Genomic DNA, 20,416 nt, shown 5'->3' on the forward strand with positions numbered 1-20,416 from the left:
CATGGGAAATCCCATTGAAGAGCAACTGGCGACCAATCTGTATTTTGATAAAACCTTCAATTGTGATGCTGCCAAGATTTTACCTGGCGAATACTATACAACTGCTCAGGATATATTGATTGTGACTGTGCTGGGTTCTTGTGTGTCTGCTTGTATACGTGACAGGGTCTCTGGGATTGGTGGAATGAATCATTTCATGTTGCCTGAAGGCAATACCGCAGATGCCAATAGCCCTGTGTCCGAGTCAGCCCGTTACGGTACGTATGCGATGGAAGTACTGATTAATCAATTGTTGAAGGGTGGCGCCAAACGAGAAAATCTGGAGGCCAAGATATTTGGTGGTGGCAACGTGCTGAGTGGTTTCACTTCAATCAATATTGGTGAGAAAAATGCGGCATTTGTGCGCAAGTATCTGAAGAATGAGAACATCCGCGTGGTGGGTGAGGACCTGAATGATATTTACCCGCGGAAAGTCTATTTCTTCCCCCGTACCGGGCGGGTCCTGGTCAAGAAACTCAAACAAATGCATAACAATACCCTGATCACCCGTGAGGAAAGTTATGCCAAGAAGTTGAAGACCAATACAGTCGCTGGTGATGTTGAGTTGTTTTAAAGTACAAAGTAGAAATATAAGAGAAAGAGTATGCCATGACTATCAAAGTGCTCATTATTGATGATTCTGCACTGATTCGTAGCCTGTTGACTGAAATTATCAATCAACAGCCTGACTTGGAGGTGGTTGGCGCTGCGCCAGATCCTCTGATTGCCCGTGAGATGATCAAACAGAAGAATCCCGATGTGCTGACGCTGGATGTGGAAATGCCCAAAATGGATGGACTGGATTTTCTTGAACGCCTGATGCGGCTGCGCCCCACACCAGTGGTGATGATTTCATCGCTAACCGAACGTGGTTCTGAAATTACCATGCGGGCATTGGAGTTGGGCGCGGTTGATTTTATTACCAAACCCAAAATGTCGATTGCAGATGGCATGCATGAATATAGTCAATTGATCGCTGATAAGATCAGGGCTGCATCCAAGGCCCGCATGTTTGCCAGAAAGCCGCCTGCACCAGCCGGTAGTCCTGCCAGCCCTACTTTGCCCTCGCTAGGCAATCCGCTGACCAGTAGTGAAAAACTGATTATTGTGGGTGCATCTACGGGTGGCACTGAGGCCATCAAATCTTTCCTGATGCAAATGCCTTCCGACTGCCCCGGCATCCTGATTACACAGCATATGCCAGCAGGTTTCACCAAATCGTTTGCCAATCGCCTGGATGCTTTATGCAAGATATCGGTGACTGAAGCCCAGGGCGGCGAGCGTATTCTGCCTGGGCATGCTTATATTGCGCCTGGGCATGCTCATTTGCTGCTGGCCCGTAGTGGAGCCAACTATGTGACCCAGCTTGATGATGGTCCGCCTGTCAGTCGGCATCGTCCTTCAGTCGATGTCCTGTTTGAGTCTGCTGCGACCTTTGCCGGCAAGAATGCGATTGGTGTTATTCTGACAGGCATGGGCAAAGATGGTGCTAGCGGTATGCTGAAAATGAAGGAAGCGGGTGCACATAACTTTGCACAAGATGAAGCGACCTGTGTCGTGTTTGGCATGCCTAAGGAAGCGATTGCTGCTGGTGGTGTTCATGAGGTTGCATCACTACAGGATATTCCAGGCAAGGTCTTACAGCATCTGGCTGCAAGCGGGTCTCGTGCTTTGCGGGTTTAAGAGTCAGGGTGCTTTGAAAGACGCTGTTGTGCTGGATAGGTTAGATAAATAAGTTGAAACGGAGTAAACGATGGCAAATCCCAATACTAAATTTCTAGTGGTAGATGATTTTTCTACCATGCGCAGAATCGTTCGCAACCTGCTTAAAGAGCTGGGATATAACAATGTGGATGAGGCCGAGGATGGTGTGATGGCATTGGCGAAATTGAGAAGTGGTAATTTTGAGTTTGTGGTATCTGACTGGAATATGCCTAATATGGATGGATTAACCATGTTGCAGCAAATTCGAGCTGATCCTGCATTGTCATCCCTGCCAGTATTGATGGTCACAGCTGAGGCCAAGAAAGAAAACATTATTGCTGCTGCGCAAGCGGGTGCAAATGGCTATGTGGTCAAGCCTTTTACTGCAGCAACTCTCGATGAAAAACTAGGTAAGATTTTTGAAAAGCTTGCAAAAGCAGGGGGCTAGCATGGATAACTCGCTTCAAACTACTGGAAACGCTGATAACGAAGTCGAGAGTGTTCTGAACCCGCAAGACGACATGCTGCAGCGTATTGGCTTAATGACACGCAATCTTCATGAAAGCTTGCGTGGCTTGGGCTTTGATAAGCTACTTGAGCAAGCCGCACAAGGGATTCCTGATGCGCGGGATAGGCTGAACTATGTAGCACGGATGACAGAGCAGGCGGCTGAGCGCGTATTGAATGCTACGGATATAGCAACCCCTTTACAGGCTGAGCTTAATCAAGAAGCAGCTGGGCTGGAGACGCGTTGGAAAAGCCTGCTCTCGGTACCTTCTTTAAAGAAAGATTATGATCAGGTTGCGGATGAGACATTGGCGTTTCTATCCAAAACCGTTGCTCATACTGATGTTACAAAAAATCAATTGCTCGATATCATGCTGGCGCAGGATTTTCAGGATCTTACTGGGCAAGTGATTAAGAAAATCACCGAACTTGCGCAAGAGATTGAGAAGCAGCTGGTGCAGGTGTTGATTGATTTTTCTCCTGGCAGTGTGAAGAAGGAAAGTGACAATAGTTTATTGAATGGTCCGCAAATCAATCCAGAAACAGCGGTTGATGTTGTAGCAAGTCAGGAACAGGTGGATGATTTATTGGATAGCCTCGGTTTTTGATGATCCTAAACGTTGGTTAAATATTATCGCTAAGCCCTGTTGATATCAGGGCTTTTTTTTGCCTATTACTTCAGAAAGTCATGAAGCGCGACGATATATAGTTATAGGGAGCCTGATTACAAGTACTCCCTAATTGCTAATGTTGAATAAAAATATTGGTGACATTTTGTATGTTTCTGAGGGGGTAGTGTATGAGCAAGCTTACTACAGCAGAGCGATTGGGTTCTGGGTTTGGTGTGTTGGTCTTGGCGGTAGTAATCGTGTCAGGATTGGCATTGAGGGCTTTGAGTCAGGAAAATCTCAGGTTCTCGAACTACATCAGTGGGGTGAATGCGCGAGCCAATGAAACAATGAACCTGGGTGCTGCAGTAAGTAAGCGAGCCATTGCCGCGAGAAATTTAGTGCTGGTTTCCAAGGCTACAGATCTGGAAACTGAAAAAGCAGCCGTCACTGCTGCACATGAGGAGGTCACCACTATACTGGCGCGGCTGCAGGATATGATGGCGCATGCGAAGGAGGAAAGCTCTGCTGCGCATCAAATGGTGCAGAGTTTGACTGAGATTGAAAAGGTATATGGTGCGGTTGCAATGAATATTGTGCACCTGGCACTCAATAGTCAGCAGGAACTAGCCATTCAGCAGATGAATGATGAATGTAGGCCTTTATTGCAGCAGTTGCTGGGAGCTACGCAAAAGTTTGCAGAATATACAGCGACTAGGGCTCAGGCCATTGAAGCCGAAGCAGCAGATGATTATCGCTTGCAAAGAAATATTCTCTTATTTGTCTGTGTAGTTGCGGTATTGCTGGCTGTATTCGCTGCATTTCTGATTACCAATAGTCTCAAGCAATCTCTTGGTGCGGAACCGGATGTACTGAGTGAGGCTGCAAAGCGCGTTGCCAGTGGTGATTTAAGCGCAGTGGCCGGTGCAAAGAGTGCGCCAAAAAATAGCGTGCTGGCTTCCCTCGGTGAGATGCAAGCCAGTTTGGCTGATATCGTGACTCAAGTGCGTAATGCATCAGACACGATTGCCACCAGTTCAGCTCAGATTGCTGCTGGCAATGTGGATTTGAGTCAGCGAACTGAAGAGCAGGCGAGTAATCTGGAAAAGACTGCTGCTTCCATGGAGGAATTGACCGGGACTGTGAAAAGCAATGCTGATACTGCCCAGCAAGTGAATTCGCTTGCTGGGTCAGCCAGTGATGCGGCTGTCCAGGGTGGTAAGGTCGTTGATCAGGTGGTGGCTACCATGCAGGATATTGCACACTCATCCAAGCAGGTCGCAGATATTATTGGCGTGATTGATGGCATTGCTTTCCAGACGAATATTCTGGCCTTGAATGCTGCTGTTGAGGCAGCAAGGGCTGGAGAGCAGGGGCGTGGCTTTGCGGTAGTCGCCAGTGAGGTACGTTCATTGGCTCAGCGTTCAGCCAATGCTGCCAAAGAAATCAAGCAACTGATTCTGGATAGTGAATCCAGAGTGAACAGCGGTGCCGAACAGGCAAGTGCTGCGGGTTCGAAAATGAGTAATATCGTCGCACAAATTAAAGAGGTGAGTTACCTCGTCAACGAGATATCCAATGCGACACTGGAGCAAACTACAGGGATAGCCTTGGTTAGCGACGCGGTGACAGGACTTGACCAAATGACGCAGCAAAATTCAGCGCTGGTGGAACAGAGCTCCGCTGCGGCTGAAGCACTGGAGAATCAGGCATATAAACTTACGCAAGTGGTGGGGCTGTTCAGGGTGTAACTAAGCTAATTAAAAAGTAGATTCTTATGCTTAGTCCAATCGGGCTATTGTGACTTAAGCCGCAATCAACGATTATGCTCCTACAAATATTAAAAAGAGTGTGTGAGGAGAAATGCACTTTTTTGAATTTAAATTTTTATTTCAAGGGGCAATTCAATGATCGCTACATCTTTTAAAGCCAAAGCAGTTGCTCTGGCGTTCGGTTTTTCTATGTTTTCTGCTGTTACTGCATTTGCAGCAACAGCACCATTGACTATCATTAATGGTCAAGCATTGTTTGGTAACAACTTCAGCGTTCCTGGTGATTTTTCCGACACTTGGACTTTCACACTGACTGATGCGACAGATATTGGCGGTACTGCCAGCTCTACATATCTGACTATTGGCTCATTGTTGTTTTCTGGTGTTGATTTGACAAGCGTCACTTTAGCTTCTTCTGCTGGCATTCAAACAGACTTGACTTATAATTTCCCAGGTGGTTCATCAACTACTAACACATGGAAATTCTCAGTGGCTAACTTGGCTGCTGGTAGTTACACACTGACAGTTGCTGGTGTTGCTGGTCTGGCGACTATTACAGACGCTCAAGCCTCTTACGGTGGCAATCTGACTTTCACTGCAGCTGTTCCTGAACCAGAAACTTATGGCATGCTGGCACTGGGCCTTGGCCTGGTTGGTTTTGCAGCACGTCGTCGTCAGAACAACGTTAAGTTCTTCTAAGACGTCGCTAAATTTTTAGCGAATAAATAAAAATGGCTGTGAATTTCACAGCCATTTTTACGTCTAACGTTTGTTTACACCAATTTACAAAACTCTTGTCGGGGTAATTTACTTCCTGAACTTGGACACAGCCTGTGCTCGGTTAAGCACATTGAGTTTTTTGAATATCCGTTGTAAATGGTTTTTCACGGTAAAGGCGCTGATGTCCAGAATCATGCCGATTTCCTGATTGGTTTTACCTTTTGTCACCCAATCCATTATTTCCAACTCACGTGCTGAAAGCATATTGATGTTTTCATCCTGAGTGTCTGGTTCAATCTTGATTGGGACTGGATGTTGCTCCGGTAAGTGTTCTATTTGCCGTAACGCACTGTCAATGTAGGGTAGCAATGCCTCTAACATCGGGCGGGAAGCGTGGGGAAAGCTGGTGTTTGAGCTAAGAAGCACATACAGACAGTCATGCCTGCCTCTGTGATCCTTGATAGCATGCACTAGTGCTGACTTCATGTTCTTTAAGTAGTAACTCGATTCAACGTTTGCAAATCGACAATCATGCATGATGTTGTCTGAAGCCGATAACGTGAACGGCGCTTTGGCGTGATTCAGCCAATAGTTAAAGAGGTTTTGAAGAAATGGGTGGATTTCAGGATTAGAAATTTTATCGGATCTAATGCCTGGTAGAGGCGAGACTATATTGAAGTATATAACTCCTAATGAAAAGTCTCCCCAAGCCGTGATCATGATTTCATGCGGTAGGAAAATTTGTAATTTTCCTTGCATCCAGAGAAAAAGCTCAAAGTGTGAGCGAATTCTCAAAGACTCATGCATTAATTCAATTAGCTGGCTTTTCTCAATATCATTTAAGTTTTTATTTAAGGACATGAGCTCGGCTATAACTTACTAGCAATAAGTATGTAATTGTAGTGCCATAATGGATCAGCTTGCGATATTATGGCGTAAATAATAATAATTATCAGAGTTTTTGAGAAGTTTGATGTGTTATTTTCTCAACATATGTAGTTATATACTAAAGTCTTCACATATACATAAGAAATAGAAAGATTACATGTATCCCGATTTAGTCCATTTGGGCGGCGCCGATAAGTACGTCGAAGAAATCCTGGAAATTGTCAATACAATCAAGTTGTTTGGCGATTTTAGTGATGAAGAGGTACGCTATTTTTGCTCTTATATGCAGTGTTATGCTGCCCCAAGGGATTGCCAGCTATTGACCGAAGGCGATGTCGGCGATTATTTGTTGCTGATACTGACCGGTGAGGTTGATGTAGTCAAAGATATTCCAACCAAGGGTAAGCAAGTGATTGCCAAAGTGGGAGTCGGCACGGTGATCGGTGAAATGTCGATGATTGATGGCTTGCCACGCTCTGCAAGCTGTATCACAAGTCTACCTACCGATTTTGCTGTTTTGACGCGTGAGTCGCTCTACGAGTTACTTGTGAACATGCCAAAGCTGGGTAATAAGGTATTGCTCAAATTGATGCAGTTACTCACCTCGCGTTTCCGTGAAAGCTCAGACAGGTTTTTACCTAAAACCATGGGCGAGCTGATTTAGGCCGATTTACACTCAATGGTCTAATTTCAGAGACTTTTAATGTCATTGGTGTGGCTTTTGTCATTACCAAACTAACGAGAACGATTGCCCCCACTCTGGGCTTTGTAGCTTCTATTGATACAAATAATGTCAGTTGAGGTCTTCTGGAGATTAATGTCATCAGATCCCTACTATCATCTTCTATTTGTTGTAAATTCCCTCCACCACTAGTTGCCCACCTTATTTACCTCTGCCAATTCCACTGAAATAACTTTGGGATAATGCCAACAGGGCATTACTCTTGCATACTTACTACAGCTTGTAGAGCGATTGTCCATTCGAGCCCGGAAAATTACATCGCGATCAACATTGCCAAGTACCTACTAGGCGTGAGCTGGAAATAGGATTACTTGCAGAACTTCCCATAAGGAGTCCGATCTGTAATGGATTTACCCTCAGGATGCTCTGAGCGAATTGTTTGAGCCTGTAATCTTAATTTCGATGCATCTTTTGGGTTGATAGCGGCCAATGCAAAGGCAGCCTCATCAAGTGTGTCGGCATAGCCGATAGGCCCGATTTGAGGAACATTGTGGCGCTCAAGGTCAGGTATCGCTTTTTGGTAGTATTCGGCGGCTTCTGCAAGTTTCCCCTGGTCCAGATTCAGCCTGGCGAGCTCAACCAGGCTCATGTAAAGCGGGCCTCCAGTTTCCTTATCCAGATCGTATGCCTGTTTCAAATAGTAAGCCGCATCATCAAAAAAGCAGGTGACACCTAAGGAGCGGCCATATTCGTAACTCAATACCGCAAGGGTTGATGGTGCAACACCCCCAAGATCAGCATTGACGACAGCACGCGCAAATGCACGACGGGCTGTTTGCCAATCGCCATTCGCGATGGCGATAGCGCCTTGTCTTGTATAGTTTTCTGCATTTTTCCGATTGATCGGTGATGCGCAACTAACTAAACAAATAATCAATGTAAAAAAATAGATTTTTCTGATCATGATTTTTCCATAACGCCATATATTAATTGTCATGTGCAAGGCAACTTTGCGGTATTGCCTCCGCTTTGAAGAGGGCAACCTTGCCACGATTGTTTTGCCTAAGCTCCTTAGCTTTGTTTGCAATGGTATCTGCCTCTGCAGTGCGGCCAGTCTTGCGCAGTGCTTCTTCATACGCATCCAATTGGTTGGCAAGTGCAATGGGGTCGTTGTTATCTTCCTTGAGTCGATACAACATGGGGGTGGCTTTATAAAATAATGTGATAGCGTCAGCATATCTCAGCTGTGCCATATACAATCTTGCAAGCTCTGATAAGTTCTGGGACAGATATGCTAGGTTGGAATCAGCCAGTGCTTCACGCGCCTGAATAGATTTTTTTAGCCAATGCTCAGCTTCGTCTAATCGGCAAAGCTTGATATTAGCTCTACCTAAACCATATGAGGCAATGGCAATATATTGCTGGTCTTTGTTTTTCTGTGCGGCCTCTAGTGCTTTTTCATAACGCTGAGCTGCTTCTTGATAATGCGCGGTAAGGTATGCCCGATTACCTTCCGTATTTAATATATGCTGTTGACTGACGGTAGTGCAGCTTGAAATTGTGAAAATGAAAAGTAGTAATGAATGTTTTATGAATAAATACATTTTTATATTGCTACGCCGTGGATTTTATTAATTGTAAGTAAAGAGAATCTAAATCAGTGAGGAAATAAGATATTATTTGCACTGATATGGACTCTCACTTTTAATTTCGGCATCCGTTTTAAAATCACGAATCACAATCTTGGATTTTGGATAGCTCATGCATAAGGCATTTCTTGTTGAGTAAATGCTACTACCCTGTGCAACTAACTTTATCTGATTCAGTTGATTCCCATCTTTATCATATGCATCTACCGAGTATACGCCTTGAGTGGTCACACAACCGCTGAGTGAAAATGTGCTGATAATAATGAATAATCTAGTGATATTTTTCATGAGATTCTCGTTTTAATAGAGATAAGTAATAGATACTATTTTAGTAATTTTATGTGTTAATTATTTGATCAGTGAGCTTATTTTTCTATTCATTGCATTGTGGTGCTGGCTTGATGGTAATCTCTGTTGGCTTAACTTTTTTTGTCGCTTCATCCATGACCAGCTCCCGCATACGTAAATAGCATCGCTCATGTTTCACTATCAGCGCCGCATCATAATGGTGATTGGCTTGAGGCGAGAAATAACCCGCAATGGGCCCACAGCCAGAATGATAAAACCGTCCATCCGACCTTTGACCACCCTGATCTAGCGAGACCACCACGGTGAGCGGTTGATTGGCCGCCACATAGAACTCATGGTGAGACCATGTCATATCCCCTGTTTCCGGCATCCCGATTTTCTTATTGCCTCCCAGAATAGCCAGCGCATTCAACGCACCAAAGGATTTACCACCACTATGCGCCAAAATTTCTTCAGCACTCCCTAGCTTGTAGCAAGATTTTCCAGGATATAAATAGGTATTGTTAGGTAAGGAAAACACTCTCAATTGTGCGGTGGGGCCTGTGTCAGGAGAGGAATCCAGTACTTGATTGGTGGAGCATCCCGAGACCACAATAACAGTCACGCCCATAATGAATCTAAACAACAAAGATAAGATCATGACTACCTCATTGGCGCTGATAATGTTCTGCGGGCCTGTTCCGGATCAACCTTGACAGGTCGAGCTGCCGGCTTAGCCTCACTGTCTTTCCAGCGCTGAATCTCTTCCTCACGTAACTTCTGAATCTCCTCTGGTGAGGGCAGTACATAATCAGCAGGCAAGGGCATGATCTTGAACGTTTCCACCCACTCTCTCAACAATGCACGGCGAGGATTGAGCCATTCGGCAAAGTGGGGGATCGGGCTTGGAAAATAACCATAAACAAGAATTGTGTGGTTGCCTATTTTTGTACGATAAAAATCCATCACATTAGCTACCTCTCCGGCCTTTAATGGAATTCCCCACTCCTCGGTATCTACGGGCTCATGAGGTTGAGTCGACACAAAATCCCATTCTTGACCATGAATCATTAATTTTTTATGTTCAACAAATAGGGAGTGATTTTGACTAGATAAGACCTTAGTCCAACTACCTAGTGGTGGTTTATCACCTTCGTAGAGGACGAGTTGATAAAAGATCACACCGTCTAATCGGGTAATACCGGCATAGGTTTTCCATACATAGACTGCCCCTTTTTCTGGATTTATGTTTGGGATGTGTTTAGGGTCGGGAAAAGGTTTAATCTCTATAACGTTGTATCTTGTCTGCATGTCTGTAGTGATTGGGAGTTTGTCTTTCTCCCGAATTATCCCTCGTCTTATAAATGGCAAACAATCATCTTTTGAGTAAGGGCTATTTAAAGGTTCCAAGGCACCATAAATTAACGCAAAACCACCAGGCTCAAATATCTCGGGATTATCATCACAAATTATTTTTACTTTTGATGATAGTGCTTTAGGCGGGGGCGGCAAGTATGAGTTTTCCATGCGTTCATAGGCCTTTTTATTGAAACATCCCGTTAATGAGAGTGTTATCACCAAGATAATGAGAGTTCGCACTTACTGAGCTCCTAATTTTGGTTGTTGACTGATGCTATTCGGTAATTGTGTTGTTGGCCAGGTTTTAGGGTCATTCCAGCGATAGGTGGAATGTGCACTATCGTTTCTTGTAAATAGCGCATAGATTTCCTGCAGGGACGTGAGCATATTTCTGGATTCAGAGCCTGGTACTTGACCAACAAGATTGACACCTTGATATTGATCACTCATTCCTACATTACCTCCAACGATAGTGGCCACAGTGTCATTGCTGTGGTTGTAGTAACCAAGTCCATAATTAATATTTATATAATCAGGAACCTGAACTGGTTTTAAATCTGTAGGCAGACCGTTTGTATTGCCGTATTTAATCCAATTCATTTTTTCTTCCAGAGTGGCATTGCTCAAACCCGCTGCGTTGATTGAGGCATCTGCTGCTGCCGAGATTGAAGCAGCAGGCCCGAGGAAATCAACCTTGAGGTTGGGCAGGGTTTGCCCACTGCCAACTAGGTCATTCAATGAGATAGCTGAGATTAACGTCCCTCCGCTGTGTGCATACAGATAAATGTTTTCATTGGGGTTTTTCTTTTGTGCTGCTGTTATCGCGTTGCCAAGATTGACAGATGTATTCGATGTCGCGCCAGTATATTTATCAATGGAAGCATTCAGCAAGTCGGCGACAGTACCTTGTGTATCGTTATAGGATAAGTAAAGTTGCTGCTTTGTTTCTTGTCCATCCCGTAAATGCCCGATGGCCAATACCAATGCCCGGTCTGGCTCATTCATGATGCCGTTGATGGCAACATTGTTATAGCCTGCGTTATTGTCATCCACAATAGTGATGCCAAATACGGATTGCGGATTACCATTTTCATCTGGGGTTTGAAGGTTGCGTAATGCCTCAATACGCTCTTCAAGAGCAATCTCTGGATTATTGATGGCGTTTTTCAGATATTCATTCTTGGAAGCTTCTTCTACACATTGAGCTGGAGTCAATTGGCACTGAACGACAAAGCCTTGCGCAATATCACTATCGCGTTTTTGCGCGACGAGCAGGAATTTATCTCCCGCAGAACCTACGCTATAAGTGGTCGCAGCATTGGCAAGATTAACTTGGCCTGTTCCCAGTCCGCTAATCAGCAGTGAGCTGAGTGCTAGGGTCTCCCCTTGGGAAAGCGTCGGGTTATCACGCTCATTACGGATGTTGATCGCTTGTGCCCTTAATATTTGGGCTTCTTGCTTCAGTGCGTGGGCTGCTTCAGTATCTCCACTAACCTCCAAGGTTTGCGCTTGATTTTCCTTGCTACGGGCTTCATTCAGGGTTTCTTGATACTGCGCATCATATTCCTTCACACGTTTTTCGTAATAAGTATTGATGGCTTGCACAGCTTCTGCCGTGACTGCAGAGATGATCTGGTTAGTTGCTTGAATATCTTGTTGGATTTTCGCGATATCGTGCTTATCCAGCGGAGTGGGATTAGCATTTTCTGTATCGCGGTTGAGCTTGGCAATTGTGGTTTGTGCATCTTGTCCAGTCAGCGCTTGCTGCTTGTCAGCGTTGGTGATGGATATCACTCCTGCGCTGATGGCGCTATACGTTGTGCTGCTATCCTCTCCATTTTTCTCAAGATCTGGTGTGAGGGTACTGGGCGCATTAACCAGGTTATTGCCAGTGTTTTTTTTGACGCTTTTTGACGCATCATAACTGAGTGTAACTCCAGTGCTTTCTGATGATGCGCTATATTCAGCACTATTCCTGATATCTGAAACTGTCAGTGTGTCAGTGCTCAGGCTATTTTTCTGCTGCTCAATGGCAGACTGATTGGAAGCAATTACAGCTCCTTTGAGGTCGGTATTGCCATTCACATTGACCTGGAAGCCGCCATCTCCTGCATAGATGCCAGCCTGCTCATTTACGCTAGCGTAATCACTATGTGCTTTGCTGCTCGACGAACTGATTGAGCCGCTGGCCACTCCGGCCCCAATTGGAATACTGATGCTGAAACTGCTGCTCTTCTGCTTGCTATCGTAAGTGCTGGTATCTTGCAGGCTCTGGACATTGAGATTGCCATTGCCAGATGTGCCTACATTGACCACTACCTGCTCACCTCTAACTTGTGAGCCGATGATGTCGGTATCGGTGCCGCTTTCCATAATGGCCTTGTTGCCTGCTTGCACCAAGCTTTCTGTCCAGGTGACATCTGTGCCGCTGGCCTTGCCTTTGCCTTGAGAGGCGCTTGCTGTAATGGCAAGGCCATTAGATCCAATGCTGATGCCAACGCTGGCTGAGCTGGATTTGTTCTTACTGGTGAGCGTGTCCTTGTTCTGGGCCGCGATCAGGTTCACCTCATCATCTGCCGTGAGGTTCACATCGCTGCCAGCTTTGATCGTGCTGCCGATGACATTGATATCAGACAGTTCATCAGCGCCGGTAGCCTTGATAGACAGATCGCCCCCCGCGACGATATTGCTACCCTGCACCGTGCTGTTGGTTTGCGTGGATGTGCTGCTGCTCTTGCTAGTGCCGATTGATAGGCTGAGGTTGAAGCCACCTGCTGCACCAGGATTGCTGGCAATTGCATCGGCTGCATTTTTTGTACTTGCGACCACAGTGGCGGCGGCAAGTGCTTGTAAGCGAGAGTCGTCTACTTGTTTGGATGCCTGTTGCATCTGGGTAGCAGTTTGAATGGCCGAGATCACCGGGCTGGTAATGGCGAGTGTCAGGCCGCTTTGCTTGAACTTGGTTTCCGTAGTCTGGGTCGAGGTGTTATTGCCTGCGGTGATGTTGACTTGCTGGGCAGTGATGTCGATATCGCCTTTGGGAGTCAAGACATCGCTACCAGTTTGCGTATATGTCTTGGCTGCATGGATACTAACATTGCCTTCCACACTGCCTACGGTGCTGCCGACTTGGGTGACAGTGGTGCCTGTTTGCTTTTGATCCAGGTTGCTGGTGCCATAGCCGATGCTAGAACCACCGGTGGAGAAGCCAGATTTTTTAGTGGTTTTCTGATTGAAGGTGTAGCTGGTGTTTTCAGCAGAGCTGAGATTAATATCGCCGCTAGCCTGCAGTTGGGTGCTAGTGGTGGAAACGACATTGCTACCAGTGATGTTGATGTCTCCTGTGCTGGCTGATGTGGTTTCTGCTGGTGCCCCAGCTTGTAGGCGGATGTTGTCCGCACTAAGGGCGCTGCCAATAGCCTCAGACAATTCTGAAATGGTGCGATAGGTTTTTGTTGTGCTGCTGCCTACACCGCTACTACGTTTGGTTTTTCGGGCCTGGTCGAAGTTGCTGCTGGCTTCACCAGCGATGATATTGATGTCCCCAGTCGCAGCAATGCCAAGATTGCCGTTTTCGCTATTGAGATTGCCAGCTTTGATGCTGACGTCATTGCCAGCTTGCAGGAGGATGTCGCCGCTGGTTTGAATGGCAGTGCCAATATCTTGCGTGAAGCCATAGCTAACACGGTTACTGGTATTGCGTACGCTATTGTTCTGCTCGGCGATCTGCACCGTGCCCAGGTTCATGTCGTTGCCAGCCTTGAGCGAAGTGACCCCATTGCTGCCGCTGTTGACGATACTGGCCGCCATCAGGTTGAGGTCATTACCAGCACTGGCGACCAGAATGGCATTCGGGTTGCTCACGTACAAGCCTGCGACTCGATCCAGATTGGTGCGGCTGAAGCTGCTGGCTCCTATGGTCTGTGCATGGCTCTGAGTGGTGCTTTCCAGGTTGATGTTGTTGCTAGCTTCAAGGGTCAGCGCATTTTTTGCCATGAGTATGCCACCGATGTTGTCGATGTCGCGAGCGGCCTTGATGCTGGCTGAGGTCGCAGCGATAGTGCCCCTCAGATTGTGCACATTGTCAGCATTGATGATGGTGGTGTTACGTCCGGCAATAGTACTTGTGTTGAGGAGGTCGGCCGTGATGTCGAGCTTGATTTGCTTGCCTGCCATGATGCCGATAGTCGGACTCAAGTCACCATCCTGCAAGCGCACGTACACTTGGGGCACCAGGGCTTTTGTGACGGTGCCGTCGGGCAGGGTCACTTCCTGTTCTACCAGCCAGACGATATCGCTGGTGAGCTGGGCCGTTTGCGCGGGCGTGAGGGCGACTCCAGGAATCAGCCGGATATGGCTTGCGATGGTCAGCCCCGCATTCATTAAGGCTTGATATTGTGCTTCATCATTGGCATAACCATCCAGGAACCGGCGACCTGTAAGCCGGGCTACTTGCTCGCGGATCAGGCGTTGTTCATAGAAGCCATCACCCAGCCGCTTTTGCGTGATGGCTGGGTCAAATGCCAGTTGCTGCGCCATATAGTCAGAGTTTAGCCAATTGCGGTAGCTGGAGAAGCGCGGGTTGGTTTCAATCAGGTAGTTGGCATTTGGGTTGGGTGCAGCCTGGAACAGGGCGTTGGTGTTGGCTGTGTGTGGAGTGCTTGTAATAACTGTGCTGCTGGCTGGCAGCGCACCATTACCTTCGAGGCGTGAGGTGGTCAGGTTGTAGGTGGTGACGATATTGCCCGGACTGTGATTGCCCAAATAGTCGATGTCGTATTCGTCATCCTTGCCATCCCAGTCGTAATACCAGGCACCACCGCTGTGGCGGACAATAGTCTGGCCTTCGGTATTGAGGTTTTGGATAGTCGCACCGCTGATATCCAGCGCAGCACCAGCGATGATCTGGCTATCGCTGTTCAATACGTTGCCCGTAATCTGCATATTGCCGCCAGAGAGGATTTTGCCCGGAGTGGAGGCGAGAACCTCAGTATGAGAGGTATAGCTGGTGCCCTGGTAGCGGGTGTATTCACGGAAAGAGTAGGGCCCGGCAGAGCGCCATTCGACGCCCACATTACCAATGTGGGCACTTGGGTAGTCTGCGCTATCCCAAACAATGCCCTGATCTCTAGGCGTGAATTTGTCATAGCCAGCCGTGGTTTCTGCGGTCCTGCGAACTTGCAGACCCGTGTTGAGGTTTTGCAGGCTGGCAGCGGCAATCGTCATATTGCCCAGAGTTTCAATAGTGGCATCCTGGTTGATGATGGAAGCGGCACTGCCAGTGGCTATCCCTGACGCATCCAGGGTACCGCCTATCGACATATCACCGCCACTGAACAGCATGGCATTGTCACGGTTTTGGAGGTTGTCGATTGCCAGGGTCAGCCGTGTGCGACTCGCGATGATGGCAGCAGTGGTGATGCCATTCACGGTTTCTGCTAGGTTGTTGATCTCGCTGGCCTGGATGCTGAGGTGGTCACCGAATATGCTGCCGCGCCCCATATTGTCCAGCCTGTTTGTGCTGATATGCGTGGTATCTCCGTCTATGGTACCGCGGTTGGTCAGTGTGCCCTGGCTGAGCAGTGTTGTGCTGGAGGCAATGAAGTTTCCGGTGTCTAGATTGTTGATATTGCCTGCATTCAGGTTCAACTCGGCATTGGCATTGATGGAGCCAGCATTTTGCATGCCGTGATTGGTGGTAATGTGGATATCGGTATGCGCGGCCAGGGTACCGGAGTTGCTAATCTGTCCATCGACCGTCACCACCACCTCACCGACACTGGCGCCGATATGCCCGGCATTACGCACTCCCATCCCGGCTTCAGTGCCAATCAAATGAATCTTGCCGGTATACATTCCACCCAGCGCTGCCACATCGACGGCAAAAGCCGGTGGTGTGGCAGCGCTGGGGGCGATGGCGGTAACGCTGGACTGGTTGCCATTGCTATCTATATTGACCTGATTGCTGCCCGTGGTGATATTGAGATCATTGGCCCATATCCCTGAGTTGACTTGAACGGCGCGGCTGATGATGTTGGTATAGTTTACCTGGCGGGCATCCATGCCATTGCCTGAAAAACTGATGTTGCCGCCACCTACACGATAGCCCAGTAGATTCCCACTATTCAGAATTGGTGTGCCCGTAGTCAGCGTAGCCCGGTTGGCATTAATGAAGCCACAACCATTGCAACTGATCCCTGCTGGATTGGCGATTACAAGCTGGGCACGACTACCCGCGATCTCAATAAAGCCATTCAAGATACTGGGATTGCTGCTGTTGACCTCATTCAGAATGACGCGTGCGGTACCCCCTGCCAGCAATGGATTGCCTTGCACCCAGCCACCTAACTGCGTCTCTGCATTAGTGTTGCTGTTGTTGAGGATAGCCCCCTGGGCATTCACATCAAACTGGCTATAGGTATTGCGTGATACTCCGGCAGCACTGGGCGTCTGTATATTGACCAGCGGCAACCCATTGGCCGTGTTGCTGATGATGGGCTGCTGGTTGCCTGGTGCCGATGGGTCGGCAATGATGTCAGCCAGGACAGGATAAGGCACGATCAAGGCAGTCCCCAAGATCAGCATGAGGGATAGCTGCAATCGAGAAATGCCAGCCAGTACGACGAAGTGTGCCATATGGTCAGACGAGATAGGATGCCTGCGGGAATACGCTCTAGTGCTGCGATTGGCGGCGGAGGCATGCTCTGCTACCGCCATCATCAGCCCACGTGCACGGTTAAATACCAGGCGATAACAATGCTTGTTCATTTGAAGGATTCCCCTTAGTGATGTCTGATGGCACACATCTAATTAAAATGACCAGTTAAGATTGAATCCGGCTACTGTCTTGGCGGTCTCGAATCCATTTGGCTTCTTGATTGGTTGACCGAGAAAGAGGTCGTAACTGAAGCCGTTGAACCCGCCTCGAAAACCCAATACGGCGCCTGCCAATTGTTTGCCAATCAGGAGATCGCTGGACTGGCCACCGACCTCGCCGTAATCAAGGCCGAGATATAAAGCCTGGCCGCTTTGCCCCAGCATGGCGCTGAGATCATTGCGGATAAACCAGCCGCGATCAGCGCTTAAAGACAGTTGCCCATCAAATCCGCGTACCGTGTAACGGCTGCCAATGGCAAAACGGTCCTGAGGGGTGAGGGGCGTTAGGTTGGATTGCGCACGGATGTTGGCGGAATAACGTAATGCCTGCTTTCCCCAAGGGGCGTTGACCGAGAGTGGCAGCATGAAGCTGATATCAGCCGTTATCACCTCCATCCGGGATGTTCCTTCGCCAAAGGCTTCTTCCGGGGCCTGCAACGCTTGATGGGCGCCAGTACCACGCCGATAGCTCAGTGTGTAGTCCAGGACGGATTGGCCGATATACCAGCTCTGGTTCAGGCCCAGCGTCCAGCCCGCAGTCCGTCGTCTTTGTACCTCGACTTCGGTATCGTCTACATAGTTGAACGACTTGCGGAAGAAGCTGCCAAGCGCCAGCAGTGTTTTATTTGTAGCGGATCGATACACCATGCGGCTCACTTTGAATTCGACATTTTGCGTGCGGCCACTGTATAGATATGACTGATTGAGACCGGCTACTTGCTGATGGTAGTTGTAGCTGGACCCTGTGGCGCTGAACAGCCAATAGCCGTAAGGGATGGAATAATGCAGGGTTTTGCCGCGTGAGCCACGATTGCCAGAGTCTCCACCACCCAGGTCCTGGTTATGGTTGATGTAGAACAGGTCGCTCAAGCCCAGCAGGTTGTCTCCTGACAGCGTGACGCCGCCCTGATATTTGCCGGTGCTGTCAAAGCCGCCGTCGTCTGCGCTGATGGTAAGTCGCAGCGGCAGGGTTTGACGATAACGGATGACCAGGTCACTTTCTCCAGGCTGAGCATTGCCGTCAGCAGGTTCAATCTGGATATCAGCGTCTGAAGTGGGAGAGCGTTTGAGGTTTTCCAGCCCTTGCTCGATATCTCGCAGGTTCAGAATGTCTCCATTAGAGATAGGCAATGCATTACCAGCCCGGATGCGGGTGCTGGAGTCTGGCGTGAATCTAATCTGCCGCACTCGGCCAGGAATCACGGTCAAGGTAAGATGCCCGCTATTCAAGTCTTGCTGGCCTGCCAATACCCGGCTGGTGACATAACCTTGGGTCACAATGACATTCTGTACGTGGGCCATAACGGTGTTAATGCCTTGCGTACCTAGGCAACGGTCAATGGCACGATGCGGGCCGCTGAGCACTTCCTTTAATGCAAACTGGAAGCGGGCAGCTTCATTCCCAGCCAGGCTGATACTGTGGATGACAAAGCACGGCAATTCGTTTTCTGCATATACCAGGGTAGGAGATGCGGTAGTTGCTGGTTGTCGCACATCTGGCGTTATCTCTTGTTGCTGGCGCAAGACCCGTTCACGTTCCTGTTGTCTGAGCAGCTCTTGTGAAGAGGCATCAATTGGCTCAATGGCCGCATAAACCTGGCTAGTGAGGCAACATAGGCCAATGCATAGCCATACCCAACGAAATAAAAACATCTGTGAAACGCATGCTAGTAGCATTTGAAAACGCCATCCCCGGAAAAGTAATGTTGATCACCAGTGTTTTTTTATTGTGTACAACTTGATTGCAATGTCTATGGGCGTATTTTTATATTTATTACATTGATTTATAAGATGATTTATTCATTCTATTGAGACGGTGATTGGATGTTATTGATGTAGTGTTTTGTCTGTATGGAGTTTGAAAAAGGGCGTGGTATCTTTGTGATGGAGGATCGTGTCCAGATTGATCGCACCTGCATGATTCAATCCATACGTGAACTCGGGAGATCTATAGCCAATTCTCTGAGTTGAATGGAATGCATGAATCATTTTCATTGAGCTTGAATCTGTTTCAATCGTGGTTCACGGTGAACATGTTAAAATCTCGGCTATTAATTTCATTTCCCGGAAGAGAATATGTTTAGCACGGCAAAAACCCTGAGCGTTGTCGACCCTGATCTATGGAAGTATGTAGAAGCCGAGCGTAATCGCCAGGATGAGCATATTGAGCTGATCGCCTCTGAAAACTACACCAGCCCTGCGGTAATGCAGGCGCAGGGATCACAGTTAACCAATAAGTATGCTGAGGGATATCCCGGCAAGCGTTTCTATGGCGGCTGTGAGTTTGTGGATGGTGTGGAGCAATTGGCGATTGACCGCCTCAAGAAATTGTTCGGTGCCGAATATGCTAACGTGCAACCGCACTCAGGCTCACAAGCGAATCAAGCCGTGTATTTCTCTATACTGAAGCCGGGCGATACGGTGATGGGCATGAATCTTGGTCACGGTGGTCACCTGACTCATGGTTCTCCAGCCAACCTTTCCGGCAAGCTCTTTAATATCGTGGCATATGGCCTCAATGACAAAGAAGAAATCGATTACGACGAAATGGAGCGTATCGCAGTTGAGACCAAGCCCAAGCTGTTGATTGGTGGCGCTTCCGCTTATGCCTTGCGTTTTGACTGGGCACGCATGGCGGAAATCGCCAAGAAGGTGGGCGCTTATTTCATGGTGGATATGGCGCATTACGCAGGCCTGATCGCTGCTGGCGTCTATCCTAACCCGGTACCGCATGCCGACTTTGTGACTTCTACTACCCACAAGACCCTGCGCGGCCCGCGTGGTGGCTTGATCATGGCCAAGGCTGAATTCGAGAAATCACTTAACTCCAGTGTATTCCCAAGTTTGCAGGGTGGTCCCTTGATGCACGTGATCGCGGGTAAGGCAGTGGCCTTCCTGGAAGCGGCACAACCTGAATTCAAGACCTATCAAGAGCAAGTGCTGAAAAATGCGGATACCATGGCCAAGACGTTGGCAGCGCGTGGTTTGCGCATTATTTCGGGTGGAACGCAGTCCCACGTATTCCTGGTTGACCTGCGTCCCAAGGGGCTGACGGGTAAAGCGGCCGATGCTTATCTTGGGCAGGCCCATATCACCGTCAATAAAAACGCCATTCCTAATGATCCGGAAAGCCCGTTTGTGACTTCCGGTATCCGCATTGGATCACCTGCGATTACTACCCGTGGTTTCAAGGAGGAAGAAGCGGCACTGGTAGCTAACCTGATTGCCGATATCCTGGACAATCCGACGGATGAGTCCATCATTGCGGCGACCAAGGAAAAAGTACATGCCTTGACTTCGCGTTTCCCGGTGTATGGCAAGTAA

At 48.0% G+C, this 20,416-nt stretch carries 16 protein-coding genes; 8 read left to right on the forward strand and 8 right to left on the reverse strand.

Features of this window, described 5'->3' with window-relative positions:
• The first annotated feature begins 1 nt into the window (after position 1).
• From cheD to LG201_RS01180, 6 genes are all read left to right on the forward strand, one after another.
• Positions 2-613 carry a chemoreceptor glutamine deamidase CheD gene (cheD, locus tag LG201_RS01150; protein ID WP_226770352.1) on the forward strand — a complete coding sequence of 204 codons (612 nt, stop codon included), beginning with the start codon at positions 2-4 and terminating at the stop codon, positions 611-613.
• A 35-nt stretch (positions 614-648) separates the two neighbouring features.
• Positions 649-1,722: a protein-glutamate methylesterase/protein-glutamine glutaminase gene (locus LG201_RS01155; protein ID WP_226770353.1), complete on the forward strand. Its 1,074-nt coding sequence runs from the start codon at positions 649-651 to the stop codon at positions 1,720-1,722.
• A gap of 70 nt (positions 1,723-1,792) precedes the next feature.
• Positions 1,793-2,191, forward strand: coding sequence for a chemotaxis response regulator CheY (gene cheY, locus LG201_RS01160; RefSeq protein WP_226770354.1), 399 nt, complete (start codon positions 1,793-1,795; stop codon positions 2,189-2,191).
• Between the two features lies 1 nt (position 2,192).
• Positions 2,193-2,858 (forward strand): protein phosphatase CheZ, encoded by a 666-nt coding sequence (cheZ, locus tag LG201_RS01165; RefSeq protein WP_226770355.1) that lies wholly within the window; start codon positions 2,193-2,195, stop codon positions 2,856-2,858.
• 191 nt (positions 2,859-3,049) lie between these two features.
• Positions 3,050-4,609 (forward strand): methyl-accepting chemotaxis protein, encoded by a 1,560-nt coding sequence (locus tag LG201_RS14405; protein WP_319006027.1) that lies wholly within the window; start codon positions 3,050-3,052, stop codon positions 4,607-4,609.
• Between the two features lie 156 nt (positions 4,610-4,765).
• Positions 4,766-5,329: an FxDxF family PEP-CTERM protein gene (locus LG201_RS01180; protein ID WP_226770356.1), complete on the forward strand. Its 564-nt coding sequence runs from the start codon at positions 4,766-4,768 to the stop codon at positions 5,327-5,329.
• A gap of 108 nt (positions 5,330-5,437) precedes the next feature.
• Here LG201_RS01180 and epsA read toward each other — a convergent pair whose 3' ends face one another.
• Positions 5,438-6,211, reverse strand: a complete 774-nt coding sequence (gene epsA / locus LG201_RS01185) for an XrtB/PEP-CTERM-associated transcriptional regulator EpsA (protein WP_226770357.1) — start codon at positions 6,209-6,211, stop codon at positions 5,438-5,440.
• Between the two features lie 184 nt (positions 6,212-6,395).
• Between epsA and LG201_RS01190 the strand changes: the two genes are divergently transcribed.
• Positions 6,396-6,902 carry a Crp/Fnr family transcriptional regulator gene (locus LG201_RS01190; protein ID WP_226770358.1) on the forward strand — a complete coding sequence of 169 codons (507 nt, stop codon included), beginning with the start codon at positions 6,396-6,398 and terminating at the stop codon, positions 6,900-6,902.
• A 385-nt stretch (positions 6,903-7,287) separates the two neighbouring features.
• Here the strand turns inward: LG201_RS01190 and LG201_RS01195 are convergent, their stop codons facing one another.
• The 7 genes from LG201_RS01195 to LG201_RS01225 form a co-directional block, all read right to left on the reverse strand.
• A complete protein-coding gene (locus tag LG201_RS01195) occupies positions 7,288-8,007 on the reverse strand; it encodes a tetratricopeptide repeat protein (RefSeq protein WP_226770359.1) in 720 nt (239 codons plus the stop codon).
• On the reverse strand, positions 7,907-8,524 hold the full coding sequence (locus LG201_RS01200; protein WP_226770360.1) for a tetratricopeptide repeat protein: 618 nt from the start codon (positions 8,522-8,524) through the stop codon (positions 7,907-7,909). The genes LG201_RS01195 and LG201_RS01200 overlap by 101 nt, the downstream gene beginning before the upstream one ends.
• A 72-nt stretch (positions 8,525-8,596) precedes the next feature.
• The gene (locus LG201_RS01205; protein ID WP_226770361.1) at positions 8,597-8,857 is read right to left on the reverse strand and encodes a hypothetical protein; all 261 of its coding nucleotides are present in this window, start codon (positions 8,855-8,857) and stop codon (positions 8,597-8,599) included.
• A gap of 85 nt (positions 8,858-8,942) precedes the next feature.
• The gene (locus LG201_RS01210; RefSeq protein WP_226770362.1) at positions 8,943-9,518 is read right to left on the reverse strand and encodes a hypothetical protein; all 576 of its coding nucleotides are present in this window, start codon (positions 9,516-9,518) and stop codon (positions 8,943-8,945) included.
• A 2-nt stretch (positions 9,519-9,520) separates the two neighbouring features.
• Positions 9,521-10,456 carry a hypothetical protein gene (locus LG201_RS01215; RefSeq protein WP_226770363.1) on the reverse strand — a complete coding sequence of 312 codons (936 nt, stop codon included), beginning with the start codon at positions 10,454-10,456 and terminating at the stop codon, positions 9,521-9,523.
• Positions 10,457-16,984: a two-partner secretion domain-containing protein gene (locus LG201_RS01220; protein WP_226770364.1), complete on the reverse strand. Its 6,528-nt coding sequence runs from the start codon at positions 16,982-16,984 to the stop codon at positions 10,457-10,459.
• 42 nt (positions 16,985-17,026) lie between these two features.
• Positions 17,027-18,745 carry a ShlB/FhaC/HecB family hemolysin secretion/activation protein gene (locus LG201_RS01225; protein ID WP_226770365.1) on the reverse strand — a complete coding sequence of 573 codons (1,719 nt, stop codon included), beginning with the start codon at positions 18,743-18,745 and terminating at the stop codon, positions 17,027-17,029.
• Positions 18,746-19,168: 423 nt separating this feature from the next.
• Here LG201_RS01225 and glyA point away from each other — a divergent pair, with 423 nt between their 5' ends.
• Positions 19,169-20,416 (forward strand): serine hydroxymethyltransferase, encoded by a 1,248-nt coding sequence (glyA, locus tag LG201_RS01230; protein ID WP_226770366.1) that lies wholly within the window; start codon positions 19,169-19,171, stop codon positions 20,414-20,416.

Source organism: Methylobacillus gramineus (assembly GCF_020532675.1).
GTDB lineage: Bacteria > Pseudomonadota > Gammaproteobacteria > Burkholderiales > Methylophilaceae > Methylobacillus > Methylobacillus gramineus.

Excerpts from the sequence above, each read along its gene's own strand:
- cheD (WP_226770352.1), top strand. The coding sequence starts at position 2 with ATGGGAAATCCCATTGAAGAGCAACTGGCGACCAATCTGTATTTTGAT.
- LG201_RS01155 (WP_226770353.1), top strand. The coding sequence starts at position 649 with ATGACTATCAAAGTGCTCATTATTGATGATTCTGCACTGATTCGTAGC.
- cheY (WP_226770354.1), top strand. The coding sequence starts at position 1,793 with ATGGCAAATCCCAATACTAAATTTCTAGTGGTAGATGATTTTTCTACC.
- cheZ (WP_226770355.1), top strand. The coding sequence starts at position 2,193 with ATGGATAACTCGCTTCAAACTACTGGAAACGCTGATAACGAAGTCGAG.
- LG201_RS14405 (WP_319006027.1), top strand. The coding sequence starts at position 3,050 with ATGAGCAAGCTTACTACAGCAGAGCGATTGGGTTCTGGGTTTGGTGTG.
- LG201_RS01180 (WP_226770356.1), top strand. The coding sequence starts at position 4,766 with ATGATCGCTACATCTTTTAAAGCCAAAGCAGTTGCTCTGGCGTTCGGT.
- epsA (WP_226770357.1), bottom strand. The coding sequence starts at position 6,211 with ATGTCCTTAAATAAAAACTTAAATGATATTGAGAAAAGCCAGCTAATT.
- LG201_RS01190 (WP_226770358.1), top strand. The coding sequence starts at position 6,396 with ATGTATCCCGATTTAGTCCATTTGGGCGGCGCCGATAAGTACGTCGAA.
- LG201_RS01200 (WP_226770360.1), bottom strand. The coding sequence starts at position 8,524 with ATGTATTTATTCATAAAACATTCATTACTACTTTTCATTTTCACAATT.
- LG201_RS01205 (WP_226770361.1), bottom strand. The coding sequence starts at position 8,857 with ATGAAAAATATCACTAGATTATTCATTATTATCAGCACATTTTCACTC.
- LG201_RS01210 (WP_226770362.1), bottom strand. The coding sequence starts at position 9,518 with ATGATCTTATCTTTGTTGTTTAGATTCATTATGGGCGTGACTGTTATT.
- LG201_RS01220 (WP_226770364.1), bottom strand. The coding sequence starts at position 16,984 with ATGAACAAGCATTGTTATCGCCTGGTATTTAACCGTGCACGTGGGCTG.
- LG201_RS01225 (WP_226770365.1), bottom strand. The coding sequence starts at position 18,745 with ATGTTTTTATTTCGTTGGGTATGGCTATGCATTGGCCTATGTTGCCTC.
- glyA (WP_226770366.1), top strand. The coding sequence starts at position 19,169 with ATGTTTAGCACGGCAAAAACCCTGAGCGTTGTCGACCCTGATCTATGG.